Here is a 15,849-nt window from a genome sequence, read left to right as displayed (position 1 = left end):
GTGCCGGGTCGGCAGGGTGTCCGGGTGGCGTGGCTCCGTGAGCCGCAAAGCGCCGGGTCATGCTGCCTGAGCCGGTGCCAGTCCCGTTGCCGCCGTATCAGGGCGGGCAACAGCCAGGGGATCAGGGCCGGTACTGAAAGGAATACAACATGGAAACCAATGGCGCCGATATCGTCGTGCGCTGCCTGGCCGATGAGGGCGTGGAACACGTCTTCGGCTATCCCGGCGGCGCGGTGCTCTACATCTACGACGCAATTTTCAAGCAGGACAAGTTCCAGCACATCCTGGTGCGGCACGAGCAGGCAGCCGTGCACGCGGCCGACGCCTATTCGCGCGCCTCGCAGAAAGTAGGCGTGTGCATCGTCACCAGCGGCCCGGGCGTCACCAACGCCGTCACCGGCATCGCCACCGCCTACATGGACTCCATCCCGATGGTGATCATCAGCGGGCAGGTGCCTACCGCGGCCATCGGCGAAGACGCCTTCCAGGAATGCGACACCGTGGGCATCACCCGCCCGTGCGTGAAGCACAACTTCCTGGTCCGCGACGTGAAGGACCTGGCCGAGACCATGCGCCGCGCCTTCTACATCGCGCGCACGGGCCGTCCCGGCCCGGTGCTGGTCGACATCCCCAAGGACATCACGCTGGCTCCGTGCAAGTACGTGCCGCCCAAGGGCGAGATCAGCATGCGCTCGTACGCGCCGGTCAACAAGGGCCACCAGGGGCAGATCAAGAAGGCCGTGCAGATGCTGCTGTCGGCCGAGCGGCCCATGGTCTACACCGGCGGCGGCGTGATCCTGTCCGAAGCCTCGGCCGAGCTGCGCAAGCTGGCCGGGATGCTGGGCGCGCCCGTCACGAACACGCTGATGGGCCTGGGCGCCATGCCGGCCGGCGACCGCCAGTTCCTGGGCATGCCGGGCATGCACGGCACGTACGAGGCCAACATGGCCATGCAGCACTGCGACGTGCTGCTGGCCATCGGCGCGCGCTTCGACGACCGCGTGATCGGCAACCCCAAGCACTTCGCGCAGAACGCGCGCAAGATCATCCACATCGACATCGACCCGTCGTCGATCTCCAAGCGCGTGCGCGTGGACGTGCCCATCGTGGGCAACGTCAAGGACGTGCTGCAGGACCTGATCGCGCAGTACGAGGGCGCGCGCGCCGACGCCAAGCCCGCCTCCATCGAGAAGTGGTGGCAGCAGGTCGAGGCCTGGCGCGGACGCGAGTGCCTGAAGTACGCCGCCTCCGACGAGGTCATCAAGCCGCAGTTCGTGGTCGAGAAGCTGTGGGAAGTCACCGGCGGCAATGCCTTCGTCACTTCCGACGTGGGCCAGCACCAGATGTGGGCCGCGCAGTACTACCGCTTCAACGATCCGCGCCGCTGGATCAACTCTGGCGGCCTGGGCACCATGGGCGTGGGCCTGCCGTACGCCATGGGCGTGCAGATGGCCAATCCGGGCGCGGACATCGCCGTCATCACCGGCGAGGCCTCCATCCAGATGAACATCCAGGAGCTCTCGACCTGCCACCAGTACCACCTGACGCCCAAGATCGTGTGCCTGAACAACCGGTTCCTGGGCATGGTGCGGCAGTGGCAGCAGATCGACTACGGCTCGCGCTATTCCGAGTCGTACATGGATTCGCTGCCCGACTTCGTCAAGGTGGCCGAGGCCTATGGCCACGTCGGCCTGCGCATCGAGCGACCGGCCGACGTCGAGCCCGCGCTGCGCGAGGCCTTCAAGAAGCACAAGGATCGCCTGGTCTTCCTGGACTTCATCACCGACCGCACCGAGAACGTGTGGCCCATGGTGAAGGCCGGCCGCGGGCTGACCGAGATGCTGCTCGGTTCCGAAGACCTCTAAGGAAGCAGGAAGCGATCATGAAACATGTGATTTCGGTGCTCATGGAGAACGAACCCGGCGCGCTGTCGCGCGTCGTGGGCCTGTTTTCCGCGCGCGGCTACAACATCGAGACGCTGACGGTGGCTCCCACCGAAGACGCCACGCTGTCGCGTCTGACGGTCGTCACGGTGGGTTCGGACGAGGTGATCGAGCAGATCACCAAGCACCTGAACCGCCTGGTCGACGTGGTGAAGGTGGTCGACCTGACCGAAGGCGCCCACATCGAACGCGAACTGATGCTGATCAAGGTGCGCGCGGTGGGCAAGGAGCGCGAAGAGGTCAAGCGCATGGCCGACATCTTCCGCGGCCGCATCATCGACGTGACCGACAAGTCCTACACCATCGAGCTGACCGGCGACCAGGGCAAGATCCAGGCTTTCATCGAAGCCCTGGACCGCAGCGCGATCATGGAAACCGTGCGCACCGGCGTGTCAGGCATCGGCCGCGGCGAACGTATCCTCAAGCTTTGAACGGCGCGCGAGCGCCAGCCTCATCTGCATTTACAACATCCAAACATTCGAATACTGGAGCACGACAATGAAAGTTTTCTACGACAAGGACTGCGATCTCTCCCTGGTGAAAGGCAAGACGGTCGCCATCATCGGCTACGGTTCGCAAGGCCACGCCCACGCCCTGAACCTGCATGAGTCGGGCGTGAAGGTCGTGGTGGGCCTGCGCAAGGGCGGCGCCTCGTGGAACAAGGCCGCCAACGCCGGCCTGGAAGTGGCCGAGGTGGCCGACGCCGTCAAGCGCGCCGACATCGTCATGATGCTGCTGCCCGACGAGACCATCGCCCAGGTGTACCGCGACGAAGTGCACGGCAACATCAAGGCCGGCGCCGCGCTGGCTTTCGCCCACGGCTTCAACGTGCACTACGGCCAGGTCGTGCCGCGCGACGACATCGACGTCATCATGGTTGCGCCCAAGGCCCCCGGCCACACCGTGCGCGGCACCTACACCCAGGGCGGCGGCGTGCCGCACCTGGTGGCCGTGTACCAGGACAAGTCGGGCGCCGCGCGCGACGTGGCCCTGTCCTACGCCAGCGCCAACGGCGGCGGCCGCGCCGGCATCATCGAAACCAACTTCCGCGAAGAGACCGAGACCGACCTGTTCGGCGAACAGGCCGTGCTGTGCGGCGGCACCGTCGAGCTGATCAAGGCCGGCTTCGACACGCTGGTGGAAGCCGGCTACGCGCCCGAGATGGCCTACTTCGAGTGCCTGCACGAGCTGAAGCTGATCGTCGACCTGATCTACGAAGGCGGCATCGCCAACATGAACTACTCGATCTCGAACAACGCCGAGTTCGGCGAGTACGAGACCGGCCCGAAGATCGTCACCGACGAGACCCGCGCCGCCATGCGCCAGGCCCTGAAGGACATCCAGAACGGCGAGTACGCCAAGCGCTTCATCCTGGAGAACGCGGCCGGCGCGCCCACGCTGACCTCGCGCCGCCGCATCAACGCCGAATCGCAGATCGAACAGGTCGGTTCGAAGCTGCGCGCGATGATGCCCTGGATCGCCGCCAACAAGCTGGTCGACAAGACCAAGAACTGATGCCGCGGGGCAGGGCGGTCCGCAAGGCCCGCCGTGCCCGCGCGCATCGCGCCGGTCCGGCCGCACGGCGCCGGCATGAACGGCACGCCTGCGCGGGCGTGCCGTTCTGTTTCGTGCCGGGCACGCTACCTGCTAGAGTTGAGTTAACCTGTCCCTTGTCCGGTATCCGCGAGTCATAGCCCTGATGCCCCAGTTCTCCATGCGCGATCCCGAGAATCGCCATCGCAGCATCTACCTGCTGCCCAATGCCTTCACCACGGCCGCGCTGTTCGCGGGCTTTTACGCCGTCGTGCAGGCCATGAACGATAGGTTCGAAACGGCCGCCATCGCCATCTTCGTGGCCATGGTGCTAGACGGCATGGATGGCCGCGTGGCGCGCCTGACCAATACGCAATCGGCCTTCGGCGAACAGTACGACTCGCTGTCGGACATGACCTCGTTCGGGGTGGCTCCGGCGCTGGTCGCCTACGAATGGATCCTGCAAGACCTGGGCCGCTGGGGCTGGCTGGCGGCGTTCGTGTACGTCGCCGGCGCGGCGTTGCGCCTGGCGCGCTTCAACACCAACATCGGCGTGGTCGACAAGCGCTTCTTCCAGGGACTGCCCAGTCCGGCCTCGGCGGCGCTGGTGGCGGGCTTCGTGTGGCTCGCCATCGACAACAAGCTACCCATACACGACAGCTTCATGGCCTGGTCGGCCTTCGTCATCACCATGTACGCGGGCATCTCCATGGTGTCGAACGCGCCGTTCTACAGCGGCAAGAGCTTCGCGCTGGGCCGCAGCGTGCCCTTCTGGGGCATTCTGGTGGTGGTGGCGGTGTTCGTGTTCGTGTCCAGCGATCCGCCCGTGGTGCTGTTCGGCCTGTTCGTGCTTTACGGCCTGTCCGGCTGGGTGCTGATGGCGTGGCGCTGGAACCGCGCCCGCCGGTTGCAGCAGGGCCGCCGCAAGTCCACGATCGAATAGACGCCGGACCGGCGGCTACCAGAGTCCGAAGCGTTCGTCGTCGTACATCGGATCCGGGCCGGGATGGTATCGGGTGACCCGCGTGCCGTCCCGCCCCATGTACACGTACATCAGCGAATTCCACACGCTTTCCTGGCGATAGCGGTAGGCCCACACGATCTGCCGCGAACTGGGAAGGCCGACGCCGTCCACGCGGGCCGGCGGCCCGAATTCGCATTGCACGCGTTCGGCGGTCCATTCGCCCTGGCCCAGCCGGCGGAAGTACTCGTCGGTGAGCAGCGCTTCCATGCGCACCACCCGGCCGTCGGGCGTGACGTCGGTGCCCCAGGCGTACTGGCCCATGGGCTGCTGCGTCCAGATGGCGCGGCGCGTGCCGTCGGGCTTGGTGCAGGTGTAGTTGGGCGGACCGTACTGCGCCTCGGCGTCGGCCAGCGGCGAGCCGGGCGCCACGTCCTGCGCCATGGTGGTACAGCCGCCCAGGACGGCGGACGCCGCGAGCAGGGCGGCAAGGCGGACGAACGGGCGTGGATGCGGCATGGCCTGTCTCCTGGAAACAACCCGGCACGGCGGGTTTGGGACATTCTAGCGAATCAGCTACAATGCCGTTTGCCCGACGACTTTTGTCGGGCTTAATTCTTTCCTTTGCGTGCGCAAATTCGCAGGTCTGGCCCCGGGCATGTGCCTTGGGGCATTCTTGTATGGACCACGGATTGCGCATGTTTTAACCCCACGGCAGGGCGCCTCGGCCCTGCCGCATGTCCGAAGAGGTCATCAATGTCTGTCGCTGACATCAAAAAGTCTGAAATCGTCGCGCAATTCCAGCGTGCCCAAGGCGATACCGGCTCTCCCGAAGTCCAGGTGGCTCTGCTCACCGCTCGCATTAATGAGCTGACCGGTCACTTCAAAGAGCACATGAAGGATCACCATTCGCGCCGCGGTCTGCTGCGCATGGTCAGCCGCCGCCGCAAACTGCTCGACTATCTCAAGGGCCGCAACCCCGATTCGTACCGCGCTCTGATCGAAAAACTCGGTCTGCGCAAGTGATCGAAGGGGCTGGCTCCCCTGGGGTAGGCTCCCCATAGCAACCGTGGTCGGTGCGATTCCTTCGCAGCGGCCACGGTTTTTTATTTGCAAGGGATATCCGTCATGTTCAACAAGATTACCAAGACGTTCCAGTACGGCCAGCATACGGTCACGCTTGAAACCGGCGAGATCGCTCGCCAGGCAGGCGGGGCCGTCGTGGTCTCGATCGAAGATACCGTTGTCCTGGCCACCGTCGTGGCAGCCAAGAAGGCCAAGCCCGGCCAGGATTTCTTCCCCCTTACCGTCGACTATATCGAGAAGACCTACGCCGCGGGCCGCATTCCCGGCGGTTTCTTCAAGCGCGAAGGCAAGCCGTCCGAGAAGGAAACCCTGACGTCGCGCCTGATCGACCGTCCGCTGCGTCCGCTGTTCCCCGAGGGCTTCTACAACGACGTGCAGGTGGTCGTGCACACGCTCTCGGTCAACCCCGAAATCGATCCCGACATCGCCGCCATGATCGGCGCCTCGGCCGCGCTGGCCATCTCGGGCATCCCGTTCAACGGCCCCATCGGCGCCGCCCGCGTGGGCTACATCGACGGCCAGTACGTGCTGAACCCCACCGCCACGCAGGTCAAGGCCTCGCAGCTCGACCTCGTCGTCGCCGGCACCGAGACCGCCGTGCTGATGGTCGAATCCGAAGCCAAGCAGCTGTCCGAAGAAGTGATGCTGGGCGGCGTGGTGTTCGGCCACGAACAGATGCAGGCCGCCATCAACGCCATCCACGAACTGGTGCGCGATGCCGGCAAGCCCGAGTGGGACTGGCAGCCTGCGCCGAAGAACGAAGCGCTGATCGCCGCCGTGTCGGCCGCGGCCAACGACGGCCTGGCCGCCGCCTACCAGATCCGCGAGAAGCAGGCCCGCACCAACAAACTGCGCGAAGTCTACGCCGACGTGCAGGCCAAGCTGGCCGAGCAGGCCGCTGCTTCGGGCCAGCAGGCGCCGGACAGCGTGGCCGTGGACAACATCCTGTTCGACATGGAAGCGCGCATCGTGCGCAGCCAGATCCTGAACGGCGAGCCCCGCATCGACGGCCGCGACACCCGCACCGTGCGCCCCATCAGCGTGCGCCTGGGCGTGCTGCCTCGCGCGCACGGCAGCGCGCTGTTCACCCGCGGCGAAACGCAGGCGCTGGTGGTGGCCACGCTGGGCACCAAGCAGGACGAGCAGATCATCGACGCGCTGATGGGCGAGTACCGCGATCGCTTCATGCTGCACTACAACTTCCCGCCCTTCGCCACCGGCGAAACGGGTCGCATCGGCGTACCCAAGCGCCGCGAAATCGGCCACGGCCGCCTGGCCAAGCGCGCCCTGGTGCCGCTGCTGCCGGCTCCGGAAGACTTCCAGTACACCATCCGCATCGTGTCCGAGATCACCGAGTCCAACGGCTCGTCGTCGATGGCGTCGGTGTGCGGCGGCTCGCTGGCCATGATGGACGCCGGCGTGCCGATGAAGGATCACGTGGCCGGCGTGGCCATGGGCCTGATCCTTGACGAAGGCAAGTTCGCTGTCCTGACCGACATCCTGGGCGATGAAGATCACCTGGGCGACATGGACTTCAAGGTCGCGGGCACCGAGAACGGCGTCACGGCCCTGCAGATGGACATCAAGATCCAGGGCATCACCAAGGAAATCATGCAGGTCGCCCTGCAGCAGGCGCGCGAAGGCCGTCTGCACATCCTGGCCAAGATGCGCGAAGCCCTGGAAGGATCGCGTGGCGAGCTCTCGGCCTTCGCGCCGCGCATGCTCACCATCAAGATCAATCCCGAGAAGATCCGCGACGTGATCGGCAAGGGCGGCGCCACCATCCGCGCGCTGACCGAAGAAACCGGCACGCAGATCGACATCTCCGACGACGGCACCATCGTCATCGCCAGCGTGGACGAGACCAAGGCCAAGGAAGCCGAGCGCCGCATCGTCGAACTGACCGCCGACGTCGAAGTGGGTCAGATCTACGAAGGCTCGGTGCTGCGCCTGCTGGACTTCGGCGCCATCGTGCAGGTGCTGCCCGGCCGCGACGGCCTGCTGCACATCTCCGAGATCGCCAACTACCGCATCGCCAACATCAACGATGTGCTGAAGGTCGGCCAGCAGGTCCGCGTCAAGGTCATCGAGGCCGACGACAAGGGCCGTCTGCGCCTGTCCGTCAAGGCCATCGGCGGCATCGAGCAGCAACAGCCCCAGGGCGGCGACGCGGCGCCGCAAGCCGCGCCCGAACAGGCCGAGTAAGCGCGTTCGTGGCGGGCGCCATATCGTCCGCCAGGTTCGCCAACGGTCTACAGAAGGCCCTTCCGGGTAACCGGAGGGGCCTTCTGCTTTGACGCTGCCAGCGGGATGGCGCCGCGATTTACGGTAAAGTCATGCCACCCGAACGGGCGGTCCGCTTGCCTTGCGCTTCGCCGCCCTCTGCATACGGACGGAGCATGATGTCGACATGGCTGCCCGCGGCGCGCGTACTGGGGCTGGCCTGCGGGTTGGCCGGGCTGTTGGCGGGCTGCATCATGCCGCAAGGCACCGCGCCAAAGGGGCCGCGCCAGGAAGGCATGTCCGCCGACCAGCTGATGCAGACCGACTTCAATCGCACGGTCACGCTGGCGATGCGCGACAACCTGGACAGCCTGTACACCCTGCTGGACAAGCTGTATCGCCGCAATCCGCGCGAATGGCGCAAGTCGGGCCAGCCCGACCAGGCGGCCGCCGTGGCGCGAGTGCGCGGTCTGATCGAACAGCGGCGCTCGCCGCCCGGGTTGTCCGGCCTGCGCGATATCCAGGTGCTGGCGGTCTCGCTGGATCCGGCCTACCAGGGCGATCGCGTGGCCGCGTTCGTCTACGGACTGGCTGACACCATCATCGCCGCGCATGGAGACCAGACGCGCTTCTACGTTTCCGACGTGCTGGACGGGCAGCGGATCTACAATGCGGCCCGCAACGTCGAGGCCGCGGCATGGCTGCTGGCCTCCCGCCGCAACCCTCAGGGCGAACCTCTGCTGCTGGCCAACGAGATGTCGGGCGACGTGATCAATCTCAGCTTCGAACGCGAGTTCGGATCGGTCATCGGCCGGCTCGACCTGGTGGCCAACCTGCTGGGCGAGAACACGCGCCGCATCGGCATCAACTATGCGCAGGGTCTGTTGTTCCTCAACTTCCTGCCCGTGCGCTGAACCCGGAACCGCTATCGTGATCGACCTTGCCGCCATCCAGTCCGCACGCCGCCAGTTGCAGGGCCAGGTGCAACGAACGCCGTTCACGCTGTCGCGCACGCTGTCCGACATACTCGGCGCCGAGATCTGGCTGAAGTTCGAGAACCTGCAGTTCACCGCCTCGTTCAAAGAGCGCGGCGCGCTGACCCGCATGCTGGCGCTGTCCGAGCAGGAGCGCCGGCAGGGCGTCATCGCGGTGTCCGCCGGCAATCACGCGCAGGGCGTGGCCTATCACGCGCAGCGCATGGGCGTGCCGGCCGTCATCGTCATGCCGCGCTTCACGCCTACCGTGAAGGTGGCCAACACGCGGCGCTTCGGCGCCGAGGTGGTCCTGGCGGGCGATACCTTCGACGATGCCAAGACCCGCGGCTACGAATTGGCGCAAAGCCGCGGCCTGGTCATGATCCATCCCTACGACGATCCCGCGGTGATCGCGGGGCAGGGCACCATCGCGCTCGAGATGCTCGAGGTCCAGCCCGACCTGGACACACTGGTCATCGCCATCGGCGGCGGGGGGCTGATCTCGGGCATGGCCACGGCAGCCAAGGCCATCAAGCCCGGCATCGAGATCGTCGGCGTGCAGACCGAGCGTTTCCCATCCATGTATGCCGCCATCCACGGCCGCGAGATGGCCACGGGCGCCTACACCATCGCCGAGGGCATCGCGGTGAAGTCCCCGGGCACGATCACCCAGGAGGCCGTGCGCCGCCTGGTGGACCGCATCGACCTGGTCAGCGAGGGCGAGATCGAGCATGCCATCGTGGTGCTGCTCGAGATCGAGAAGACGGTGGTGGAGGGCGCCGGCGCGGCCGGGCTGGCCGCGCTGTTGCAGGCCCAGGCTGCCGGACGCGAGGATTTCCGGGGCAGGCGCATCGGACTGGTGCTGACCGGCGGCAACATCGACCCGCTGATGCTGGGCGAGCTGATCGAGCGCGGCATGGTGCGCGCCGGCCGGCTGGCCCGCATCCGCGTCGACCTGCGCGACCTGCCGGGCGCGCTCGCCCATGCCACCAAGCTGATCGCCGACGCGCACGCCAACATCACCGAAGTGCACCACCAGCGCGCCTTCACGGCGCTGCCGGCGCGCAACGTCGAAGTCGATTTCGTGCTGCAGACGCGCGGCCCCGAGCACATCCAGGAAGTGATCGAAGCGCTGAACGCGGCCGGCTTCGCGGCCAGCAATCACGACCACTGAGCATGCCGGACCTGGGGCCCGCCTAGCTGGCGGCCAGCGCCTTCAGGCGGTACAGCCTTTCACGGTGCAGGGTGTCGGCCAGTGGCTCGGGCTCGCGGCCCAGCGCTACGTAGTCCTGCGGCACCTGCTGTATGGCCTGCGCCAGGCGGTGCGGGCCGGCCTGCCACCATTGCGCCAGCAGATGGTCCGGCCCGTAAGCGTCCATGCCCTGGCGGCGCAGTTCCGAACGGTTGAAGTCCTTCAGGTTCCAGGTCATCACCTGTACTACCGGTGTGTACTGCAGCCCGCAGCGCGCGCGACGCGCCAGGCCCGCGGCGATGACGTGGAAATCCTTGGGATCGCTGTAGCGCAGCGCGCCCTCGTAGGCCTGCGTGTCGGTTTCCATGGCGGTGGGAAAGCGCCGATTCATCTCGTCCCATTGTGTCGCCAGCGTCTCGTGGGGAATCTGCCACAGGCGCGCCGCGTTGCGACGCCATTCCTCGCCGATGCGCTCGGTCCAGACGGGCAGGAAGACGCCGACATCGGCCACGCGCAGCAGCAGTTGCCGCAGGACGGTGGACATCATCACGCAGGCGTCCAGGACGATGAAAGGCGGGAAGTCTGAAGCGGGAGAGGGCATCGGAAACGACTGCGCGCGCAGCGGAGGGCGGTGCGGGATTTTTACGCCAACAGGGGCGCTTGGCAACCGTACGCGCGGCCGATGGTTTCTGCCGCATGTGCGTCATGCCGGCCGCGTGGGGTGGAATGCCGCGCGGATGCGTGACGCGCGGCGGCGGTCCGGCGCCGCGTTCAATCGCCGCCGTGCACGGCCGCCATGCTCAGGCGGGTAACCAGCAGCAGCAGTTCCGCCTGGCGACGCGCGCCGGTCTTGTCGAACAGCGAGGCCAGTTGGGTCTTGACGGTGGCGTAGCTTACACCCAGCGTCTTCGCGGCTTCGGCCAGGCTCATGTCCTGCTGCAGCAGTTCCAGCAGTCTCGTCTCTGCCGGCGTCAGGCGGAATACCTCGGCCAGCGAGCCCTGAAGCGACAGCGGCTGGCCCGAGGCGCTGCGCACCAGCACCATTGCCAGGGGCTGGGGATGCGAGGCCGCGTAGCGATGATCGGGGGCCAGCGGCGTGGCCACGATGTAGTCTTCCTGCGGTCCTTGCAGCCGGCACGCGCCGACGCGAGCCGGGCCGTCCTTGCCGCAGGCGGCCTGCAGGACGCGCTGCCAGCGCCCGTGCGTGGCCAGGCGCTTCTCGTTCTGTATCAGCCAGCGTTCGCCGCGGATATTGGCCAGCACCACCATGCCATCGGCATCCACAACCAGCAAGGGCGCGGCGATCGCGTCCATCGACGCCTTGGCCAGCGCCGCCTGTCGTTCCGTCTCGGTAAGGCGCAGCCGCAGGCGCACCGATTCCCGCAGGTGCGGCACCAGGCGCAGCAGCGCGCGTTCGTGCTCGGGCGTGAAGGGGCCGCTGTCGCGCGCACGCTGGAACGAGATGTACCACTCGCCGCCGGGCAGGCGCACCAGTGGCGCGCACATCAGCGCGCCTATGCCCTGGCCCTCGAAGACGTCTTCGGTGTCGCCGGCGCCGCGCATCAGGGCCGCGCCGGACTCCACGGCCAATCCCTTGCTATTGGGCTCGACCATCATCAGGGCGGCATGGTGGCCGCCCACGTGCGCCGTCACCGCGCTGAGAGCCTGTTGCCAGCGGTCCGCGTGGAGAATGCCGGCGTAGAGCTTGCCGACCAGCTCGGCTTCTTCCCTCGTGGTTGCGTCCATGCCCTGTCGATATTCAGAGTAGAGCTGCAGGTGACGGGATGTTTCAAAGCTGGTAACGATAACACTGCTGTGCGCGAAACGGCGTGCGGTGTGGCGGCAATATTGGGGATGGTGCACCCACCCGGAATCGAACCGGGACGCCTTGCGGCGAGGGATTTTAAGTCCCTTGCGTCTACCAATTTCGCCATGGGTGCGGCATGCGCCGGATAGCCGCGGGCGCGTCCGGCGGAAAAGAGGCGGCAACTATACCATCGGCCATTTCTTGCTCCCGCGCGCTCGCGTCGTGTATGGTGGCGACGCGCTGCAACCGTCCGTTACAACTGCAGCGACCACATCGCCCGCCAAACAAGACCCCTTCAACGCGTCATGCCCAAAGAGACTGCCCTCGTGTCCCCATCCCGGATCGCTCTCCAACGCCGCGTCTCGCGCATGATGGCGCTTGCACTGTTCCCCCTTGCGCTGGCCGCCTGCGGCGGCAACGGCGACGACGATGACGAGGCCCTCGACAACACGCCGCCCGTCGCCGAACCCGCGCCTGCACCGGACGAAGAAAAACCAACCCGCAATACCGCATACCTGAACGCCAAGGCCGGCGATGTCCTGCAGGTTCGCATCGAAGAGCTGATCCCGACGCAACCCAGTCTGGGCTATGACCAGATCTACTACAAGCTGGGCCGCTGCCAGGGCGACTTCGATCGTTCCGACTGGGCCGCCGATCCCGTCCTGCAGCTCGACTACCTGAACCGCACCGTCGGCAAAAAATTTGGCGACTACTGCGAGGACACGGGCCAGCACGACTTCGTCGAGTTCACCAGCATCGACGCGGTGCGCGCCGCCCGCCTGGACGATCCCTCGACGTTCCAGTGCCAGAGCGAGCCGGGCGCGGATCCGGACGACAAGGCCGCGATGAAGACGGTGATGGTCGGCTGGGATGGCAACCTGTACCTGACCGATGGCCACCACTCGTTCAGCGCGCTGCGCGAGATGGCCGATGGCGGCGCCAAGCTGCAAGTCTACGTGTGCGTCGACGACAACTACAGTAACGAGCCTACCCGCGAGGCTTTCTGGCAGCGCATGATCGACAACGACAAGACCTGGTTGCGTGACGGCAACGGCAACGCCATCACGGTCGACCAGCTGCCCACGCGCCTCGGCCTGGCCAACGACACCGAGCCCGGCGGCATGGCCGAAGACCGCTATCGTTCGCTGGTGTACTTCACCCGCGACATCGCCTATGTGGCGGACGACCTGCCGGAATTCGCCGAGTATCTGTGGGCCGACTGGATCCGCCGCAAGCAGGACGCGGGGCAGCTCAAGCCGCTGTCCGACTACACACTAGTGGCTAACACGGCCAACCGGGCCCTGGTACTGGGATCGAGCCCGGTGACCCCGACGCTGGACCCCGAGCCTGACGGCAGTGACATCAGCTACGCCGCCGCCGTCCGCGACGTCTCCATCCTCATGGCGGCGACGAGCGACTCCGAGCCGATCTATGGGGCCACGACCGCGGCACAGCTGGGACGCATCCAGTGGGTGGCCGGCGAACCCGACACTGAGGATGCACGCCAGGAGTTGGCGGATATCTCCCAGGACGACACGGATGGCGGCCATCCGCGCACCGCCGGCAAGCTATGGTACGCGGCCAACTACCGCGTCTGCGGCAAGCAGACGGCCACGTGCTGGTTTTATTGATTGGATGATCTGCCGACTCGGCAAAAGGCGGGTGCCGCCGCATCATGCGCGCGCGGCCCCGCCGAGCGGCAGCCCTTTCGAGCTGGAGACCGACAACGGGCTGCAATACTAGTGACATGATGCAACGACAGCATGGCAGGCTTTTCCACAGCCAGAAGAACACAAACCATCATGCCCATGCTGACCGAATCTCCGTCCAAACCGTGGATGCCCCTGCGGCGTCGCGCCACCCACCTGATAGCCCTGGCGCTGATCCCGCTGGCGCTGGCCGCCTGCGGCGGCAGCGACGATGACGACGACGAAGTCGCGGACAATACGCCGCCCGTCACGGAGCCGGCCCCCACGCCTCCGGAAGACACGCCGTCGCGCAACACGGCCTACCTCGGTGCCAAGAGCGGCGACATCCTGAAGGTTCGCATCGAGGAACTGATTCCGACGCAGCCGGGGCTGGGCTATGACCAGGTCTACTACAAGCTGGGCCGCTGGCAGGGCGACTTCGACCGTCCCACCTGGGCCGCCGATCCCGTCCTGCAGCTCGACTACCTGAACCGCACCGTCGGCAAGAAGTTCGGTGACTATTGCGAAGACACGGGCCAGCACGACGTCGTCGAGTTCACCAGCATCGACGCGGTGCGGGCCGCGCGCCTGGACGATCCCTCGACGTTCGAGTGCCAGAGCGAGCCGGGTGCGGATCCGGATGACAAGGCCGCAATGAAGACGGTGGTGATCGGCTGGGACGGCAACCTGTACCTGACCGACGGTCACCACTCGTTCAGCTCGCTGCGCGAGATCGCCGACGGCGGCCCCAAGCTGGAAGTGTACGTGCGCGTCGACGCCAACTACAGCGACCTGCCCACCCGTGAAGCCTTCTGGCAGCGCATGGTCGACGAGAACAAGACCTGGCTGCGCGATGGCGACAACAACTCGATCACCGTCGACCAACTGCCCACGCGCCTGGGCCTGGCCAACGACACCGAACCCGGCGGCATGGCCGAAGACCGCTATCGTTCGTTGGTCTATTTCACCCGCGACATCGCCTATGTGTCGGGCGACCTGCCGGAGTTCGCGGAGTTCCTGTGGGGCGACTGGATCCGCCGCAAGCAGACCGCCGGCCAGATCCCGGCCCTGTCCCACTACAACATGGTCGCCAACGCGACCAATGTGGCGGACGTGCTGGCGGAAAGCGCGCTGGACGAGAACCTGCTCAAGACCGGCGACGATTTCAGCTATCCCGCTGCCGTGCGTGACGTGTCGCTGATCATGGGCACCACGAGCGAGTTCGAACTGATCTACGGTTCCACCACCGCCACCGAGCTGGGCCGTATCGCCCTGGTCGTGCCGAACGATCCCGACACCGAGGATGCGCTGGGCGAGCTCGAAGACATCGCTCGCGATGACACTAACGGCGACGGCGAACCGCGCGGCGCGGGCAAGCTGTGGTTCTCGGCGAACTACCGCGCTTGCGGCAAGCCGGCTGCCGGTACCTGCTGGGGCTATTGATCCCGGCATGAAGAAGGGGCGGGCCGGGCTCGCCGCTTCAAGCATCACGCCCCGATGGCCACTGGCCTCGGGGCGTTTTCATTGTGGAACCGATCAGGCGTGGCGCGCCTGCGCCAGGTCGGCGACGAGCTTGCCCACCACGCTCCAGTCTTCCTGTGCATGCCCCGTGTTGCATGCGGCCTGCAGCAGCTGCAGAACGGTGGCGGCCACGGGCATGTACGCGCCCGCATCCGTGCCGCACTCCAGCGCCAGGCGCAGGTCCTTGTGCATCAGGCCGGCGCGAAAGCCGGGCTTGTAGTCGTCCTGCAGCAGCCGCACGGCGTTCTTCTCGAGAATATTGCTGCGCGCCGCGCCGCCCAACAGGGCCTCGCGCACGGCCGCAGGATCCACGCCATTGGCCCGGGCCAGCGCGAAGGCTTCGGCCACGCCCAGCATGACGGCGCTTACCGCGACCTGGTTGCATGCCTTGGCGACCTGACCCGCGCCGTTGTCGCCCATGCGCAGCACGCGCGTGGCGATAGCCTGCAGATAGGGCAGGCAATGATCGAAAGCGGCCTCTGTGCCGCCCGCCATGCAGCTGAGTTCGCCCGACTGCGCGGCCGCCTGGCCGCCGCTGACGGGCGCATCCACCAGCGAGATGCCGCGCTCGGCCAGGCGCTGCGCGTGCCTGCGCGTGGCGGACGCCGCAATGGTGCTGGTGTCGATGACGTGGCTGCCGGCCGGCAGCGCCCCAGCCAGGCCGTCGGGACCGAACAGCACGGCCTCGACCGCGGCAGTGTCCGACAGGCAGAGCATGACGACGCGTGCGCGGCGCGCGACCTCGGCAGGCGACCCCGCCGCGGTGGCGCCGGCGGCGACGAGCTTCGCTTCCGCGGCGCGCGTGCGGTTGTGCACGGCCACTTCATAGCCTCGGCGCAGCAGCGACGCGGCCATGCCGCTGCCCATGATGCCCAGGCCGATGAAGCCCACGCTGCGGTCGTCGGTTGGGGTCATGCGGTT

Annotated in this window: 14 protein-coding genes and 1 tRNA gene; 10 read left to right on the top strand and 5 right to left on the bottom strand. The window is 66.7% G+C overall.

Features of this window, described 5'->3' with window-relative positions:
- Positions 1–149: 149 nt before the first annotated feature.
- From CAL15_RS17580 to pssA, 4 genes are all read left to right on the top strand, one after another.
- Positions 150–1,865: an acetolactate synthase 3 catalytic subunit gene (locus CAL15_RS17580; protein WP_086079771.1), complete on the top strand. Its 1,716-nt coding sequence runs from the start codon at positions 150–152 to the stop codon at positions 1,863–1,865.
- A 17-nt stretch (positions 1,866–1,882) separates the two neighbouring features.
- Positions 1,883–2,374, top strand: a complete 492-nt coding sequence (gene ilvN, locus CAL15_RS17575) for an acetolactate synthase small subunit (RefSeq protein WP_086079770.1) — start codon at positions 1,883–1,885, stop codon at positions 2,372–2,374.
- 67 nt (positions 2,375–2,441) lie between these two features.
- Positions 2,442–3,458 carry a ketol-acid reductoisomerase gene (gene ilvC, locus CAL15_RS17570; protein ID WP_086079769.1) on the top strand — a complete coding sequence of 339 codons (1,017 nt, stop codon included), beginning with the start codon at positions 2,442–2,444 and terminating at the stop codon, positions 3,456–3,458.
- Between the two features lie 184 nt (positions 3,459–3,642).
- The gene (gene pssA / locus CAL15_RS17565; protein ID WP_086079768.1) at positions 3,643–4,419 is read left to right on the top strand and encodes a CDP-diacylglycerol--serine O-phosphatidyltransferase; all 777 of its coding nucleotides are present in this window, start codon (positions 3,643–3,645) and stop codon (positions 4,417–4,419) included.
- A gap of 15 nt (positions 4,420–4,434) precedes the next feature.
- Here the strand turns inward: pssA and CAL15_RS17560 are convergent, their stop codons facing one another.
- Positions 4,435–4,956, bottom strand: coding sequence for a hypothetical protein (locus tag CAL15_RS17560; protein ID WP_086079767.1), 522 nt, complete (start codon positions 4,954–4,956; stop codon positions 4,435–4,437).
- Between the two features lie 237 nt (positions 4,957–5,193).
- Here CAL15_RS17560 and rpsO point away from each other — a divergent pair, with 237 nt between their 5' ends.
- The 4 genes from rpsO to CAL15_RS17540 all read left to right on the top strand — a co-directional run bounded on the left by rpsO (position 5,194) and on the right by CAL15_RS17540 (position 9,894).
- Positions 5,194–5,463 (top strand): 30S ribosomal protein S15, encoded by a 270-nt coding sequence (rpsO, locus tag CAL15_RS17555; RefSeq protein ID WP_003814002.1) that lies wholly within the window; start codon positions 5,194–5,196, stop codon positions 5,461–5,463.
- A gap of 102 nt (positions 5,464–5,565) precedes the next feature.
- Positions 5,566–7,728, top strand: a complete 2,163-nt coding sequence (gene pnp / locus CAL15_RS17550; protein ID WP_086079766.1) for a polyribonucleotide nucleotidyltransferase — start codon at positions 5,566–5,568, stop codon at positions 7,726–7,728.
- A gap of 197 nt (positions 7,729–7,925) precedes the next feature.
- Positions 7,926–8,660, top strand: a complete 735-nt coding sequence (locus CAL15_RS17545; RefSeq protein WP_086079765.1) for a hypothetical protein — start codon at positions 7,926–7,928, stop codon at positions 8,658–8,660.
- 16 nt (positions 8,661–8,676) lie between these two features.
- Positions 8,677–9,894 (top strand): threonine ammonia-lyase, encoded by a 1,218-nt coding sequence (locus tag CAL15_RS17540; RefSeq protein ID WP_086079764.1) that lies wholly within the window; start codon positions 8,677–8,679, stop codon positions 9,892–9,894.
- A gap of 22 nt (positions 9,895–9,916) precedes the next feature.
- Here the strand turns inward: CAL15_RS17540 and CAL15_RS17535 are convergent, their stop codons facing one another.
- From CAL15_RS17535 to CAL15_RS17525, 3 genes are all read right to left on the bottom strand, one after another.
- Positions 9,917–10,513 carry a PIN domain-containing protein gene (locus CAL15_RS17535; protein WP_086079763.1) on the bottom strand — a complete coding sequence of 199 codons (597 nt, stop codon included), beginning with the start codon at positions 10,511–10,513 and terminating at the stop codon, positions 9,917–9,919.
- Positions 10,514–10,683: 170 nt separating this feature from the next.
- Positions 10,684–11,658 (bottom strand): helix-turn-helix transcriptional regulator, encoded by a 975-nt coding sequence (locus tag CAL15_RS17530; protein WP_086079762.1) that lies wholly within the window; start codon positions 11,656–11,658, stop codon positions 10,684–10,686.
- Between the two features lie 109 nt (positions 11,659–11,767).
- Positions 11,768–11,852 (bottom strand) — tRNA-Leu (locus CAL15_RS17525).
- 193 nt (positions 11,853–12,045) lie between these two features.
- Here CAL15_RS17525 and CAL15_RS17520 point away from each other — a divergent pair.
- A complete protein-coding gene (locus CAL15_RS17520) occupies positions 12,046–13,350 on the top strand; it encodes a ParB/Srx family N-terminal domain-containing protein (RefSeq protein ID WP_332455551.1) in 1,305 nt (434 codons plus the stop codon).
- A gap of 177 nt (positions 13,351–13,527) precedes the next feature.
- Complete coding sequence (locus CAL15_RS17515; protein WP_086081165.1) at positions 13,528–14,850, top strand: ParB/Srx family N-terminal domain-containing protein; 1,323 nt, start codon at positions 13,528–13,530, stop codon at positions 14,848–14,850.
- 93 nt (positions 14,851–14,943) lie between these two features.
- On the opposite strand, the gene CAL15_RS17510 is transcribed toward CAL15_RS17515, so the two are convergent.
- Positions 14,944–15,843 (bottom strand): NAD(P)-dependent oxidoreductase, encoded by a 900-nt coding sequence (locus CAL15_RS17510; RefSeq protein WP_086079760.1) that lies wholly within the window; start codon positions 15,841–15,843, stop codon positions 14,944–14,946.
- Positions 15,844–15,849 lie beyond the last annotated feature (6 nt).

Source organism: Bordetella genomosp. 13, assembly GCF_002119665.1.
Lineage (GTDB): Bacteria > Pseudomonadota > Gammaproteobacteria > Burkholderiales > Burkholderiaceae_B > Bordetella.
Note: the sequence above shows the minus strand (reverse complement) of the source record. Positions and strands in the feature narration are given on the sequence as shown.